Below are 13,554 nucleotides of genomic sequence, written 5' to 3' on the forward strand. Positions count from 1 at the left end.
TCAGAAGGCCTGACCGAGGCTGATGTAGAGGGCGACCGGCGGCTGCTTGAGCTGCTTGTCGGGGTTCAGCGGCACCGCGAGATCGACCCGGATCGGGCCGATGCCGGTGTAGTAGCGAAGGCCCAACCCCGCCGCGACGCGGATGCGCTCGTCGAAATCGGGCAGGGTGCCGGCGAAGGCCGTACCGGCATCGACGAAGGGCACGATGCCGATCGTGTCGGTGATCTTGATCCGGCCCTCGATCGAGCCTTCGAGCAGCGAGCGCCCGCCGATCGGCAGCTGGTAGGGGCCGATCGGCCCGACGGTGCGGTAGGAATACCCCCGGATCGAGCCGCCGCCGCCGGCGAAGAAGCGGAGCGAGGCCGGGATGTCGGCGAGGCTGGCGCCGCTGATCGAGCCGAAGCCGAGGCGCGCGGCCAGGATGTAGCGGCCGTCCTCGTCGAAGGCGTAGTAGGTCGATCCTTGAGCCTTGGCGATCAGCAGGTCCGGGCTGTTCCCGAGGCCCGCATAGGGGGTCAGCGAGGCGGTGACGCGAAAGCCCCGCGTCGGATCGAGCAGGCTGTCGGTCGAGTCGTAGGTGACGCCGGCGTTCAGGCCCAGCAACCCGTAATCGACCCGGCCCAGCGCGTCGCGGTCGGAGCCGACCCGGCCGTCGAGGCCGACTTGCGCCGAGAACGCGTCCGCGAAGCGGTGGCGGATCGCCACCGTGCCACCGGTCGCGTCGCTGAGATAGGATTGCTGAACCTCGCGGCCGATGAAGGCACTGGCGATGAGGTCGTTGCGGGTGCCGAACAGGGCCGGCTTGACGAAGGTGGCGGCGAGCCGTCCGCCCAGCCCGTTGGTCTCGATGCCCGCGAGCTTGCGGCGGCGGGCGTAATAGTCGGTGCCGAGGCCCAGATAGGACAGGTCGGCGTCGATCCGCAGGGTCTCGCCGCCGCCGAACAGGTTGCGGTCGGCCCAGTAGGCGCGCACCCCCGGCCCGTCGACCGTGGAGTAACGGGCCGAGACGCCGACGATGTGCGGTGCCCGCTCGGTCACGTCGACGAAGACCGGCAATCCGCCGTCGGGGTCGAGGGCCGTGCCCTCCCGCACCCGCACGCCGCCGAGCGCCTCGATGCGCGAGACCGAGCGGCGGATGTCGGAGAGCGCCTGCGGCGAGTAGGGATCGCCCGGCTCGGCATAGATGAAGGAGCGCACCACCGCCGGGTCGACGGCTTGCGTCCCCCGGACCGTGATCGGGCCGAGGACCGCCTTCGGCCCGGGATCGACCACGAAGGTCACGTCCATGGTGCGGGCGGCGTGGTCGACCACCGGCTCGCGCCGCAGCACCTTGGCGAAGGGATGGCCCTGGCGGCGGACATGGTCGACCAACGCCGCCTCGCGGGCGAGCACGGTGGCGGAGCGGGCCGGCACCTCGTCGTCGAGGCGGGTGAGGCGGGCCGGCACGGCCTCGGCTGGGAAGGGCACGCCCGCAGGGTCGAGCACCGCGATGTGCCGCAGGTGGTAGAGCGGGCCCTGGTCGACGGAGACCCGGACCGCCACGAGGCTGCGGTTGCGGGCGGCCTCGGCGGCGCGCACGGCATGACGGGCGGCGGCATCGCCCCCGAGCACCACGTCCTCGATGCGGAAGCTCACCGTCCCGGCGTAATAGCCGAAGCCCCAGAGCGCATCGACGAGGCGGGGTGCGTCGGCCTCGGCCCGGCGCAAAAGGCCCTCGCCGTCCGGCGGCGCGTCGTTGCGCAGGCGGTAGAGGCTCGACGTGTCCTGAAGCGTCCGGAGCAGGTCCTCATCCTCGACGCCCTGGAAACGGACCGCGTAGGGCAGGGCGGCCGGGCTCGGCGCCGGCGGCGGCTCCTCGGAGCCGAACAGGCCGAACAGGTCGAAGGCCCGCGCCGGCTCCGCCGCACCCATGCCGAGTGCGAGGCCGAGCCCGAGAACGCGAACAAATCGGGCGCGAGCCATCCCGGCGCCCACACTCCCCGATGACGGACGCACACTGGTTGCGCCGCAACGTTCGACCCGATCCCGCATGCCCCCCGGCCGTGCTTGCCGGCTCCGCCCCCGAGGCGATGCCGAGAATTCAATCCCACGCCAGCGGCGCGTCCCTGACGGGATGCAGTCCTTCGCCCCGCCTTCGCCTTGCCCCCGACGGAGCGCCCCTTCGGCGTCGTCTTCCCTAAGGGTCGGGGGAATTCGTGTCCAAACCGTGTCCATTGGCTGGCCCGGTCCCGGGACAAGCTAGAGCATAAACGAGCGGAGAGGGAGCCGGACCCGTCCGGATCCGCAGGTTGGACCGGGGCCGGGCGGCGCGCTAACCCTCTGGCAGCGGCGAAGAGATCGTGTCTGCCCGCGGCGCGCGGTCGCGCCTGCTGACCACGAGGCCGGCGCGTTGAGCGTGTCCGTCCTGCCCCCGCTGTCCACAGGGTCTGCTGCATGGTCCCGATCGTGTTCCATCCGGCCTACGAGGCCCCGCTGCCGGAGGGTCATCGCTTCCCGATGGGCAAGTACGGGCGCCTGGCCGCCGCGATCGAGGCCCGGGGCCTGGTGCCGGAGGGCTTCGTGACACCCGAGCCCGCGAGCCCGGACCTGATCCGTCTCGCGCATGACGGCATTTACGTCGAGCAGGTCGTCACCGGCACGGTCCCTCGGGCGGTCGAGCGGGCGATCGGCCTGCCGGTCGATGCCGGGGTGGCGCGGCGCTCGCTCGCCGCCTGCGGCGGCACGCTGCTGGCCGCGCGGCTGGCGCTCGAAGGGGGGCTGGCCGGCAGCACCGCGGGCGGCAGCCATCACGGAAGGCGGGACGGGGGACGGGGGTTCTGCGTCTTCAACGACGTCGCGGTGGCGGCGCTCGCCCTCAGGGGCGAGGGCACGATCCGCAGGGCCCTCGTCATCGACCTCGACGTGCACCAGGGCGACGGCACCGCCGATTGCCTCCGGAACGAGCCCGACCTGTTCACCTTCTCGATGCATGCCGAGAAGAACTACCCCACCGACAAGGTGCCGGGCGACCTCGATGTCGGCCTGCCCGACGGGCTGTCCGACGACGATTACCTGGCGGCGCTCGCCCTCCACGTGCCGCGCCTCCTCGACGCGCAGCGCCCGGACCTCGTGTTCTACAATGCCGGCGTCGACCCCCACCGCGACGACCGGCTCGGCCGCCTGGCGCTCACCGACGACGGCTTGCGCCGGCGCGAGGCCCACGTGGTCGGCGAGGCGCGCCGGCGCGGCATCCCGCTCGTCGCGGTGATCGGCGGCGGCTACGCGACGGACATCGAGGCGCTGGCGGCCCGCCACGCCCTGGTCTTCGAGGCGATGGCAGAGATGGCCTGACGGAGGACCGGAACGGCCGAGGCTGTTTCGCCGTTGATCCCTCGAAGACCCATGTCAGCGCACTCGGAGGATACGATGAGCCTCATCGGCCGGATCGTCACCAAGATCCTGGGGAACGACGACCCCCGCACCCGTCCCGACGGCCGCGGCCCTTACGACGACCGGGTCACCTATAATGACTCCGGCAATCTCGTCGGCCGCCTCGTCACCAAGATCCTGCGTCGCTGACGCTTCGGGCCCGCGTCGCTGACGCGACAGGCCTGCGCTGCTGACACGACGGTTCCGCGAACCGGACGCGACACCCCCGCCGGCCCCCGGCGGGGGTGTCGCCGCTTTGCACGGGCGCGATCGTTTGGGAGAAAATCCACCATCGGTGCGCTTTCGCACTTGCGAAACGGCGCCAGGCCCCTATCTTTTGCAGTGCAAGGTCGCGATGGCGTCGCGGCCCTGCAGCCCTCTTTGGGCGTTTCCTCCCTAGACTTCGGGCCGCTCGCAAGAGCGGCCTTTTTTCTTAGTCTCGCGAGTGATTTCGCACGCATTTCGAATACGTCTCTTTATCCCATTTGCGAACTCGTCCTGGGGTCGCGCGCGCGATGATGGAAAAATCCAACCGGCCGATCATTTCAAATATTGCCATCCACGACCACTCACGACAATGCCAGATACTTTTTCTGCGTCTGCGCAACCCGGGCCACCGCCCGCGCCGCCCGTGAGTCCGGCACCGCTACCGTTTCCCCGGCGAGGATGCTGGTCTTGAGCGCGACCAGCGTCGGATCGCCCCATCGCGCCAGCAAACCCTGGAAGGCCGCGTGGCGGCCGTGATCGTAGCCGGCTTCCGTCAGCGGATGGGGCGGGTGCAGGTGGATCACCGGGGCGAGGCCCGCCGGGATCGGCGCCGTGGCAGCGTGCAGGCGGCCCTGGCGCAGGAGCTTGTCGAACCAGAGCGCCCGCGGCCCCGGATGCGCGTCGGGCAACACGATTTCGATCCGGGCGCGGCCCGATGCCGCCACGAGCACCGCCCCGAGGCCCGGCAGGCGCGCCCAGAGGGCGGCGCCGGCCGGGTGGCCGCAGGCGGCGCGTAGCACCGGGACGGCCGCGCCCCGCACCCGGGCGAGGAGCCGGGCCTGGCGCAGGGGCAGGCCGAGGCAGAACAGCACCCCGTCGCGATCGTCGGCGCGGGCAGCCTCGTCGTCGGGGCCGAGCTCGCTCACCACCGGGTCTGGGCAGGGCGGCAGGAGGGCGAGCGGCCGGCACAGGGCGAGGGCCTGGCTCCAGCCATCGCCGCCGAGCGCCGTCTCGTAGGCCACCGGCACGAGGGTGTCGGCCTCCCCCAGCACCAGGGCGCCGCGGGGCGTGACGAGGCCGGGACGCCCGTCGGAAGGAAGGTCCGCCGGCTCGTCGGGATCGCGCCGGAAGGTGGCGCCCGCCCCGTAGCCGCCGAGGCTCCAGGTCGGCATCGGATCGGCCAGGGCCTGACGCAGGACCGCCCGCAGAGCGTCCGCATCGGCCTGCGGCCGGACCGACAAAGGGTCTTCCCCGCCTTGAGCGCAGCGCAGCAAACCGCTACCTCTTCGGGGGCAGGGGGCGCCTGCCCGGGTCGAGAATCGCAGATCGTGTCGGAAACCTCGCCGTTGATCCCCGATCCGGACCCGCCGGCCACCCGCAAGCGGGTCAGCGTCCGCGGTCGCCTGCGGAACTACTTCTTCACCGGCGTGATCGTCGCCGGCCCCCTGGCGATCACGATCTACATCACCTGGTGGTGCATCAGCCTGATCGACGGCTGGGTCAAGCCGCTGGTGCCCTCGGCCTACCTGCCGGACCACTACCTGCCGTTCAGCGTGCCGGGCCTCGGCCTCGTCATCGCCTTCGTGGCGCTGACGACCCTCGGCGCGCTGACCGCCAACCTCGTCGGCCGCTCGGTGGTGGAGTTCGGGGAGGTGCTGCTCGCCCGCACCCCGGTGATCTCGGGCCTCTATCGCGGCCTGCGCCAGGTCTTCGAGACGCTGTTTTCCACCAGCGGCACCTCGTTCCGGACCGTCGGCCTGGTCGAGTTCCCGGTGAAGGGCACATGGTCGATCGTGTTCCTGTCGGCGCCGGCCGGGCCGGACGTGCAGACGGCATTGGGATCCGAGCTCGACCATGTCGGCGTGTTCCTGCCCTGCGCCCCGAACCCGACCACCGGCTTCTTCTTCTACCTGCCCCGCTCCGAGGTGATCGAGCTGTCGATCAGCGTCGACGACGCCGCCAAGCTGGTGATGTCGGCCGGCGTGATCCAGCCCGAGGATCCGCAGACCCGCCTGCAGGCGATGGCGGCGGGCCTGCGCGCCGCCCAGGTCGGCCCGATCGACGTGCCGGCGCGGGACCGGATGGACGCCTGACGCCGCCCCACGTTCGAGAGACGGGCGGTCATCCGCCGGATACGGCGGCGTTACCGATGTGACGCATTTCAGCAACAGGTGCGCCGGCTCGCAACGGCGACGCTTCCTTGAACGATTGCAAATCACCGGCGGTAATGCAGCGCGGCCAAGCGCTTCCGCATCTCGTCCCGACTTTATCTTATAATAGATAAAAACAAGCTCTGTTGGTTTCTGACAGTTCCGCCGTTGCGGAGCCGGCTCTTCGCTGCCAAGGCCGAAAGGTCTCGCAAGACCAGGGCGCTCCCTGCGAGACGGTCATCTCATCTTTCGGACGATCCGCCATGACGAAGCCGGCCGCGCATGCCCGCGCCACCCTGTTGCTCGCCACCACGATGCTGGCGCCCGCGGCGTCCCTGGCGCAGCAGCCCGTCCCGCCCGAGGGCGAACTGGCGCTCGAGACGATCGATGTGGCGGGGCTCCGGGCCGGCGGGCGCGGCGACACGGTCGGCTACCTCACTCGGCGCACCGCCTCGGCGACCCGCACCGACACGCCCCTGATCGACACGCCGCAAGCGGTCACCGTGGTGACGCGGGAGCAGATCCGCGACCAGGGCTTCCAGAGCCTCACCGAGGCGATCCGCTACGTGCCGGGGGTGATCCCGCACCAGGGCGAGGGCAACCGGGACGACGTGGTGATCCGCGGCCAGCGCTCCAACGCCGATTTCTACGTCAACGGCATCCGCGACGACGCGCAGTATTTCCGCGACCTTTACAACATCGAGCGGATCGAGGTGCTGAAGGGCCCGAACGCGATGATCTTCGGCCGCGGCGGCGGCGGGGGAATCATCAACCGGGTGTTGAAGGAGGCCGATGGGCTGCCGATCCGCGAGATCGTCGCCCAGGGCGGCGCCTTCGACAACAAGCGCCTCGCCCTCGACATCGGCGACCGGTTCTCGGACGGGGCGTTTGTCCGCCTCAACGGGGTGGTGGAGGAGACCGGCACCTACCGCGACTTCGGCCATATCCGCCGCACCGGCATCAACCCGACCGGGACGCTGGTCCTCGGGCCCGACACCACGCTCAAGCTCTCCTACGAGTATTTTCACGATGACCGCGTCACCGACCGCGGCATCCCCTCGCAATTCGGACGACCCTACCGCTACCGCGAGAATACCCGGACCTTCTTCGGCAACCCGGATCTCAGCTACGCCCGGGTCGATGCCCACATCGCCACCGCCACCCTCGACCACCGCTTCGAATCCGGCGTGCAGCTGCACAGCCAGCTGCGCTTCGCCGATTACGACAAATTCTACCAGAACGTGTTTCCGGGCAGCGCCGTCAACGCCGCCGGCACCAGCATGACCCTGAGCGCCTACAACAACACGACACCGCGCATGAACTATTTCAGCCAGAACGATTTCACCTACAAGTTCGCCACCGGCCCGCTCGCCCACACCCTCCTCGGCGGATTCGAGCTCGGCTACCAGACCGGCCTCGCCTTCCGGCAGGACGGCTTCTTCTCGACCACCGGCACGACCTCGCTGGTGGTGAACCCGCTCTCGCCGGTCTCGCGGGTGCCGGTGAATTTCCGCTATAACGGCGGCAACAACAGCCGCTACGACCTCGGCCTCGCCGCGGCCTATGTGCAGGACCAGGTCGAGATTTCGCCGCACCTGCAGCTGATCGGCGGCCTGCGCTACGACCATTTCGACTTCGCGTCGACCGACCGTGGCACCCAGGTCACCACCGCGCGGATCGACGACCTGGTCTCGCCGCGGGCCGGCTTCGTGGTCAAGCCGTGGGAGAACCTGGCCTTCTACGGCAGCTACAGCGTCTCCTACCTGCCGTCCGCCGGCGACCAGTTCTCCTCCCTGACCCCGGGCCTCTCGATCGCGGTGCCGGAGCGGTTCGAGAACCGCGAGGTCGGCGCGAAGTGGGACGTCTCGCCGGTGCTTCAGCTCACGGCGGCGCTCTACGACCTCGACCGCACCAACCAGCGATTCGCCGACCCGAACCGGCCCGGCTACTTCCTCACCACGGGACAGACCAACACCAAGGGCGCCGAGATCGGCGCCAACGGCTTCATCACCGAATGGTGGCAGATCGCCGGCGGCTACGCCTTCACCGACGCAAGGGTGGTCAACGGCTTCAGCTCCGGCTCGACCGCCATCCGCGCCGGCAACACGGTGGCCCTGGTGCCGTTCAACGCCATCACCCTGTGGAACAAGTTCGCCATCACGCCGGAACTGGCGGTCGGCATCGGCGTCATCAACCAGACCCACACCTTCGCGTCGTCCGACAACACCGTGCGCCTGCCGAGCGTCACCCGGTTCGACCTCGGCCTGTTCTACCAGGTGTCGGAGGGGGTGCGGGCGCAGGTCAACATCGAGAACCTGTTCGACCGGCGCTACATCGCGACGGCGGATGCCAACAACAACATCTCGCCCGGCGCCTCGCGGACGGTGCGCGTGCAGGTGATCGCGCGGTTCTAGAGCGGGCGCCCCCTTCCGGCGAGGATCGTTCGGCCGGCCATGCGCGGGCCGGACGCGATCGTGCCGCAGCATCCCTGGAACAGGCATCTCTCCCGGCCGGCGCGAATGATGCTATGGGGAGCCGCCCTACCTGGAAGCGGCCCGGCCATCCCGGGCCCGCCTCCGGCCCCCATCTTCCTCTTTCGTGGATCACCTCGTCCCCGACAGGCGCCGTCGGAGGCGATCCGTCCGCGGCGGATGCCGCGGGGCCTCCATGCCGGGTCGAGGTCCACCACGCCCGACCGATCACCAGACAGGATTGCCGGCCAACCGTGACAGACGACACAACGAACCCCGCTGCGACCAGCCGGACCGGGGGCGGAGCATCCCGGATCGACGTCGCGGTGCTCGCGCGCGAGGTCGCCCGGCATTGCGCAGCCTATCGGGACCCCGTTCCCCGGCTCGCCCTTCGGCAACTGGCCAACACGCTGCTGCCCTACCTGGCCCTCTGCGCCCTCATGCTCTGGGCGGCCGCGAGCGGCTACGCGCTCCTGGTCCTTCCGCTCGCCCTGCCGGCCGGGGGCCTGCTGGTCAGGCTGTTCATCATCCAGCACGATTGCGGGCATGGCTCGTTCCTGCCCTCCCGCACCGCCAACGACCGGCTCGGCCGGTGCTTAAGCCTCCTGACGGTGACGCCCTACGACAGCTGGAAGCGCGCGCACGCCCTGCACCACGCCTCCACCGGCGACCTCAGCCGCCGCGGCACGGGCGACATCCACACGCTGACCGTGCGCGAATATCTCGCCCTGTCGCGCTGGCACCGGCTCCGCTATCGGCTCTACCGCAACCCGTTCATCCTGATCGTCCTCGGTTCGCCGCTCAACTTCCTGGTGCTGCAGCGGCTTCCCTTCGGGGTCGGCCTGCCCTGGCGCACCGCGTGGCGGGACGTGCTGACCCTCGACCTCGCGCTCGCCGCGATGGTGGCGGCTCTCGCGGTCGCGGCCGGCGGGATCGGGCCGGTGCTCTGGGTGCTGCTGCCGGTCGTCAGTGTCGCCGCCTGGGTCGGCGGCTGGCTGTTCTACGTCCAGCACCAGTACGAGGAGACCGTCTGGGAGGGACCCGAGGCCTGGGACTTCCACCGCGCGGCCCTCGGCGGCAGCTCGTACTACGTCCTGCCGGCCGTGCTGCAATGGTTCACCGGCAATGTCGGCCTGCACCACATCCATCACCTGAACAGCCGCATCCCGAACTACCGTCTCCAGGAATGCCTCGACGGCCATGCGACGCTCAGCGAGGTTGGCCGGCTGACGCTGCGCGACAGCCTGCGCTGTCTCGGGCTCGCCCTCTGGGACGAGGACGCCCGCAAGCTGATCGGGTTCTCAGGGGTGCGGACGCTCCAGGCCGCTTGAAAACCGGGGCGGCGGCGCTTTGGGTCGCGCGCCGCCTTGCGGGGCTTACGCACCGTCTCCCGTCATCCGCCGCTCCGGCGCGGTCATGCAGGATCGTCCCCGCGCCCGAGAGAGGACGGCGCCCGAGCGGGTTTCGCGAAACCGGCCGCCGGTCCGGCGACAGAAAACCTGCGACACGGCAGACACTCAGGCGGACTTGCGTTGGCCTACCCACGCAAGTCCGCCTGAGACCGTCCCCATGCCTCTCAGGCCGCCTTCCTCTTCGTGATCAGCTTCACCAGATCGCGCAGGATCGCCGTCGTCTCCTTCAGCCGCTCGGCCACCGTGGCGAGGTCGCGGATGAACACCACGCTCATGTCGGGCCGCACCTTGGCGAAGGAGCGCTGGTCGGCGATGTAGCCGGCGAGCTTGGCCGGGTTGGCGAAGGAACGATCGCGGAAGTGCATGACGATGCCCTTCGGGCCGGCCTCGACCTTCTCGACGTTGGTCTCGCGGCACAGGATCTTGATCGTCACGATCTTCAGGAGCTGCTCGACCTCCGGCGGCATCGGGCCGAAGCGGTCGATCAGCTCGGCGCCGAAGCTCTCCAGCTCCTGGTCGTTCTCCAGCGTCGCGAGGCGGCGGTAGAGGCCGAGGCGCACCGAGAGATCCGCGACGTAGTCCTCCGGCATCGTGACCGGGGCGCCCAGCGCGATGGTCGGTGACCATTGCTCGTCGGTCGGCAGGGCGTTGCCGGACTTCAGCGCCGCCACCGCGCTCTCCAGCATCTGCTGGTAGAGCTCGTAGCCGACCTCCTTGACGTGGCCGGACTGCTCGTCGCCGAGCAGGTTGCCGGCGCCGCGGATGTCGAGGTCGTGGCTGGCGAGCTGGAAGCCGGCGCCCAGCGTGTCGAGGGATTGCAGCACGGAGAGGCGGCGCTCCGCCTGCACCGTCAGGGTCTTGCCCTCCGGCGTGGTGAACAGCGCGTAGGCCCGGGCCTTGGAGCGGCCGACGCGGCCGCGCAGCTGGTAGAGCTGGGCGAGGCCGAACATGTCGGCGCGGTGGACGATGAGCGTGTTGGCGGTCGGGATGTCGAGGCCCGATTCGACGATCGTGGTGGCGAGCAGGATGTCGTACTGGCCGTCGTAGAAGGCCGTCATCACGTCCTCGAGCTGGCCCGCCGCCATCTGGCCGTGGGCCACCGCCACCTTGGCCTCGGGCACCTCGCGGTCGAGGAAGCGCTTGACCTCCTCCAGGTGCTCGATGCGCGGCACGACGTAGAAGGCCTGGCCGCCGCGATAGCGCTCGCGCAGGAGCGCCTCGCGGATCGAGAGCGGATCGAACGGCATCACGAAGGTGCGCACCGCCAGGCGATCGACCGGCGGCGTGGCGATGATCGAGAGCTCGCGCACCCCCGTCATGGCGAGCTGGAGCGTGCGCGGGATCGGCGTCGCCGAGAGCGTGAGCACGTGCACCTCGGATTTCAGCGCCTTCAGCCGCTCCTTGTGGGCGACGCCGAAATGCTGCTCCTCGTCGATGATGATGAGGCCGAGATCCTTGAAGGTGATATTTTTCGCGAGCAACGCGTGGGTGCCGACCACGATGTCGACCGAGCCGTCGGCGAGGCCTTCGCGCACCTTCTTCAGGTCGGCATTGCCGACGAAGCGCGAGGCCTGGGCGACGTTGACCGGCAGGCCCTTGAACCGGGCCTCGAAGGTGCGGGCGTGCTGGCGCGCCAGGAGCGTCGTCGGCACCACCACCGCCACCTGCTTGCCCGAGAGCGCGGTGACGAAGGCGGCGCGCAGAGCCACCTCGGTCTTGCCGAAGCCGACATCGCCGCAAACCAGCCGGTCCATCGGCCGGCCGGAGGTGAGGTCGCCCAGCGTCGCGGCGATCGCCGCCTCCTGGTCCTCGGTCTCCTCGTAGGGGAAGCGGGCGGCGAACTCGCCGTAGGTCCCTTCCGGCGGCGCCATCTTCGGCGCCGATTTCAGGAAGCGCTCGGCCGCGACCTTGATGAGGGCGCCGGCCATCTCCATGATCCGGCGCTTGAGCTTGGCCTTGCGCGCCTGCCAGGCCCCGCCGCCGAGCTTGTCGAGGGCGACGTCGGCATCCTCCGAGCCGTAGCGGGTCAGAAGCTCGATATTTTCGACCGGCAGCAGCAGCAGGCCGCCGCTATACTGGATCTCCAGGCAATCGTGCGGGGCGCCGGCCGCCGTCACGGTCTTGAGCCCGATGAACCGGCCGATGCCGTGATCGGCATGGACCACGAGGTCGCCGGGCGCCAGTGCCTGCACCTCCAGGATCACGTCCTGGGGCCGCTTGGCCTTGCGCTTGGGCCGCACCAGGCGGTCGCCGAGGATGTCGCCCTCCGCCACCACGGCGAGCTGGCCGGCGGAGAACCCGGCCTCCAACCCCCAGACCGCGACGCCGATATCCTGGCCGCGCTTCATCGCCAGGATGTCGGAGAGCCGGGTGATGCTCTTCGGCTTCGGCAGGCCGTGCTCGGTCAGGACGCCGCAGAGGCGGTCGCGAGACCCCTCCGACCATGCCGCCAGGACGACGTGGTGCCCGGCTCCTTGCAGGTCGCGGACATGGCTCACCGCCGCGTCGAAGACGTTGACGCCCTCCTGCGCCCGCTCCGGCGCGAAGCTGCGGCCGGGCGCTCCCTCGCAGTCGATCAGCCGGCGCCCAGCGACCTCCGGCACATCGAAGGGGGCGAGGCGGGCGACCGTCGCGCTCTCGATGCGTTTCGCCCACTCGTTCGGCGAGAGATAGAGCGCGTCGGCTTTAAGCGGCTTGTAGGGCGCGGTGCCGCTCTGGCGCTCCTTCAGCGCCTCGCAGCGGGCGTCGTAATATTCCTGGACCTGGGACAGGCGCTCGGCCACCGCGTCGTCGGCCTGATGGTCGAGGATCAGCGGCACGCCGGCGACGTAATCGAACAGCGTGTCGAGACGGTCGTAGAACAGCGGCATCCAGTGCTCGAGGCCGGCATAGCGCCGCCCCTCGCTGATCGTCTCGTAGAGCCGGTCGTCGCGGGTCGCCGCGCCGAAGGTGGTGACGTAGCCCTGGCGGAAGCGCCGGATCGTCTCGGTGGTGAGCTGCACCTCGCTCATCGGCACGAGGTCGAGGGACCGCAATTGCCCAATCGTGCGCTGGGTCTCGGGGTCGAAGGCGCGGATCGATTCGAGGGTGTCGCCGAAGAAGTCGAGGCGGACCGGGTTGGCCAAGCCGGGCGGCGACAGGTCGATGATGCCGCCGCGCACCGCGTATTCGCCGGTGTCGCGCACGGTGCCGGTGCGCAGGAAGCCGTTGGCTTCGAGCCAGGCGACGATCTGGTCGGTGTCGAGGGCGTTGCCGGGCGCGGCGGAAAAAGTCTCGACGGCGATGCGCGACTTCGGCGGCACCCGCTGCACCAGGGCGTTGACCGTGGTGGTGAGGATGCGCGGCTTCTCGGCCGAGGAGCGGGTGCGCGCGAGCCGCGAGAGCGCCGTCATGCGCTGCGCCGCGATGGCCGGGTTCGGCGAGATCCGGTCGTAGGGCTGGCAGTCCCAGGCCGGGACGCTCATCACCTCGATCTCGGGCGCCACGAAGGCCAGCGCGCTGGCGAAGGCCGCCGAGCGGGTGCCGTCCCGGGCGACATGGACCAGCACCGCCGGGCCTTCCGCGACCTGCGACAGGGCCCGGGCGAGGTCGGCGACCACAAGGGCGTCGAACCCGTCCGGCACGCGCGCCAGCGTCGCGCTGTCGCCGGCCTTCAGGGCCTCCACGGCCCGGGTCAGCGCCGCGGATTTCGGCAGGGCGAAGCGGGCGGCCGGGGGCTTTTTCGGAGCTGCGGGCGGGGCGGGGGGCTTGGGAGCGGGCTTGGCCATCAGGTTTTTGTTGAGTCTTCAGCGGAGCCTGCTCGCGCAGGGGATCGTGGATTCGCAGGGTCGGTCGGGCGCCAGGATGAAGCGCGGGATAAACCCTCCCCCCTCTGCGGGGGAGGGCGCCCCCCGGATAGGGGCGGGA

The 13,554-nt window shown here is 70.3% G+C and carries 8 protein-coding genes; 5 read left to right on the plus strand and 3 right to left on the minus strand.

Annotated elements, in window-relative coordinates; translation table 11 throughout:
* Positions 1-1,911 carry an autotransporter assembly complex protein TamA gene (locus DA075_RS20065; protein ID WP_232388561.1) on the minus strand — a complete coding sequence of 637 codons (1,911 nt, stop codon included), beginning with the start codon at positions 1,909-1,911 and terminating at the stop codon, positions 1-3.
* A 522-nt stretch (positions 1,912-2,433) separates the two neighbouring features.
* Here DA075_RS20065 and DA075_RS20070 point away from each other — a divergent pair.
* Both DA075_RS20070 and DA075_RS20075 read left to right on the plus strand, forming a co-directional pair.
* Positions 2,434-3,330: a histone deacetylase family protein gene (locus DA075_RS20070; RefSeq protein WP_099954717.1), complete on the plus strand. Its 897-nt coding sequence runs from the start codon at positions 2,434-2,436 to the stop codon at positions 3,328-3,330.
* Between the two features lie 75 nt (positions 3,331-3,405).
* Entirely contained in the window at positions 3,406-3,558 is a 153-nt protein-coding gene (locus DA075_RS20075) for a TFIIS helical bundle-like domain containing protein (protein WP_099954718.1), read from the plus strand.
* A gap of 419 nt (positions 3,559-3,977) precedes the next feature.
* On the opposite strand, the gene DA075_RS20080 is transcribed toward DA075_RS20075, so the two are convergent.
* Positions 3,978-4,856 carry a DUF6925 family protein gene (locus DA075_RS20080; RefSeq protein ID WP_099954719.1) on the minus strand — a complete coding sequence of 293 codons (879 nt, stop codon included), beginning with the start codon at positions 4,854-4,856 and terminating at the stop codon, positions 3,978-3,980.
* A gap of 87 nt (positions 4,857-4,943) precedes the next feature.
* On the opposite strand from DA075_RS20080, the gene DA075_RS20085 reads away from it, so the two are divergent.
* From DA075_RS20085 to DA075_RS20095, 3 genes are all read left to right on the plus strand, one after another.
* Positions 4,944-5,708, plus strand: a complete 765-nt coding sequence (locus DA075_RS20085; protein WP_099954720.1) for a DUF502 domain-containing protein — start codon at positions 4,944-4,946, stop codon at positions 5,706-5,708.
* A 320-nt stretch (positions 5,709-6,028) separates the two neighbouring features.
* Positions 6,029-8,179 carry a TonB-dependent receptor gene (locus tag DA075_RS20090; protein ID WP_099954721.1) on the plus strand — a complete coding sequence of 717 codons (2,151 nt, stop codon included), beginning with the start codon at positions 6,029-6,031 and terminating at the stop codon, positions 8,177-8,179.
* 371 nt (positions 8,180-8,550) lie between these two features.
* Positions 8,551-9,567: a fatty acid desaturase gene (locus DA075_RS20095; protein WP_414468160.1), complete on the plus strand. Its 1,017-nt coding sequence runs from the start codon at positions 8,551-8,553 to the stop codon at positions 9,565-9,567.
* Positions 9,568-9,812: 245 nt separating this feature from the next.
* Here the strand turns inward: DA075_RS20095 and mfd are convergent, their stop codons facing one another.
* Complete coding sequence (mfd, locus tag DA075_RS20100; protein ID WP_099954723.1) at positions 9,813-13,415, minus strand: transcription-repair coupling factor; 3,603 nt, start codon at positions 13,413-13,415, stop codon at positions 9,813-9,815.
* Positions 13,416-13,554: the final 139 nt, after the last annotated feature.

It is taken from the genome of Methylobacterium currus, from assembly GCF_003058325.1.
GTDB lineage: Bacteria > Pseudomonadota > Alphaproteobacteria > Rhizobiales > Beijerinckiaceae > Methylobacterium > Methylobacterium currus.

Excerpts from the sequence above, each read along its gene's own strand:
- DA075_RS20065 (WP_232388561.1), bottom strand. The coding sequence starts at position 1,911 with ATGGGTGCGGCGGAGCCGGCGCGGGCCTTCGACCTGTTCGGCCTGTTC.
- DA075_RS20070 (WP_099954717.1), top strand. The coding sequence starts at position 2,434 with ATGGTCCCGATCGTGTTCCATCCGGCCTACGAGGCCCCGCTGCCGGAG.
- DA075_RS20075 (WP_099954718.1), top strand. The coding sequence starts at position 3,406 with ATGAGCCTCATCGGCCGGATCGTCACCAAGATCCTGGGGAACGACGAC.
- DA075_RS20090 (WP_099954721.1), top strand. The coding sequence starts at position 6,029 with ATGACGAAGCCGGCCGCGCATGCCCGCGCCACCCTGTTGCTCGCCACC.
- mfd (WP_099954723.1), bottom strand. The coding sequence starts at position 13,415 with ATGGCCAAGCCCGCTCCCAAGCCCCCCGCCCCGCCCGCAGCTCCGAAA.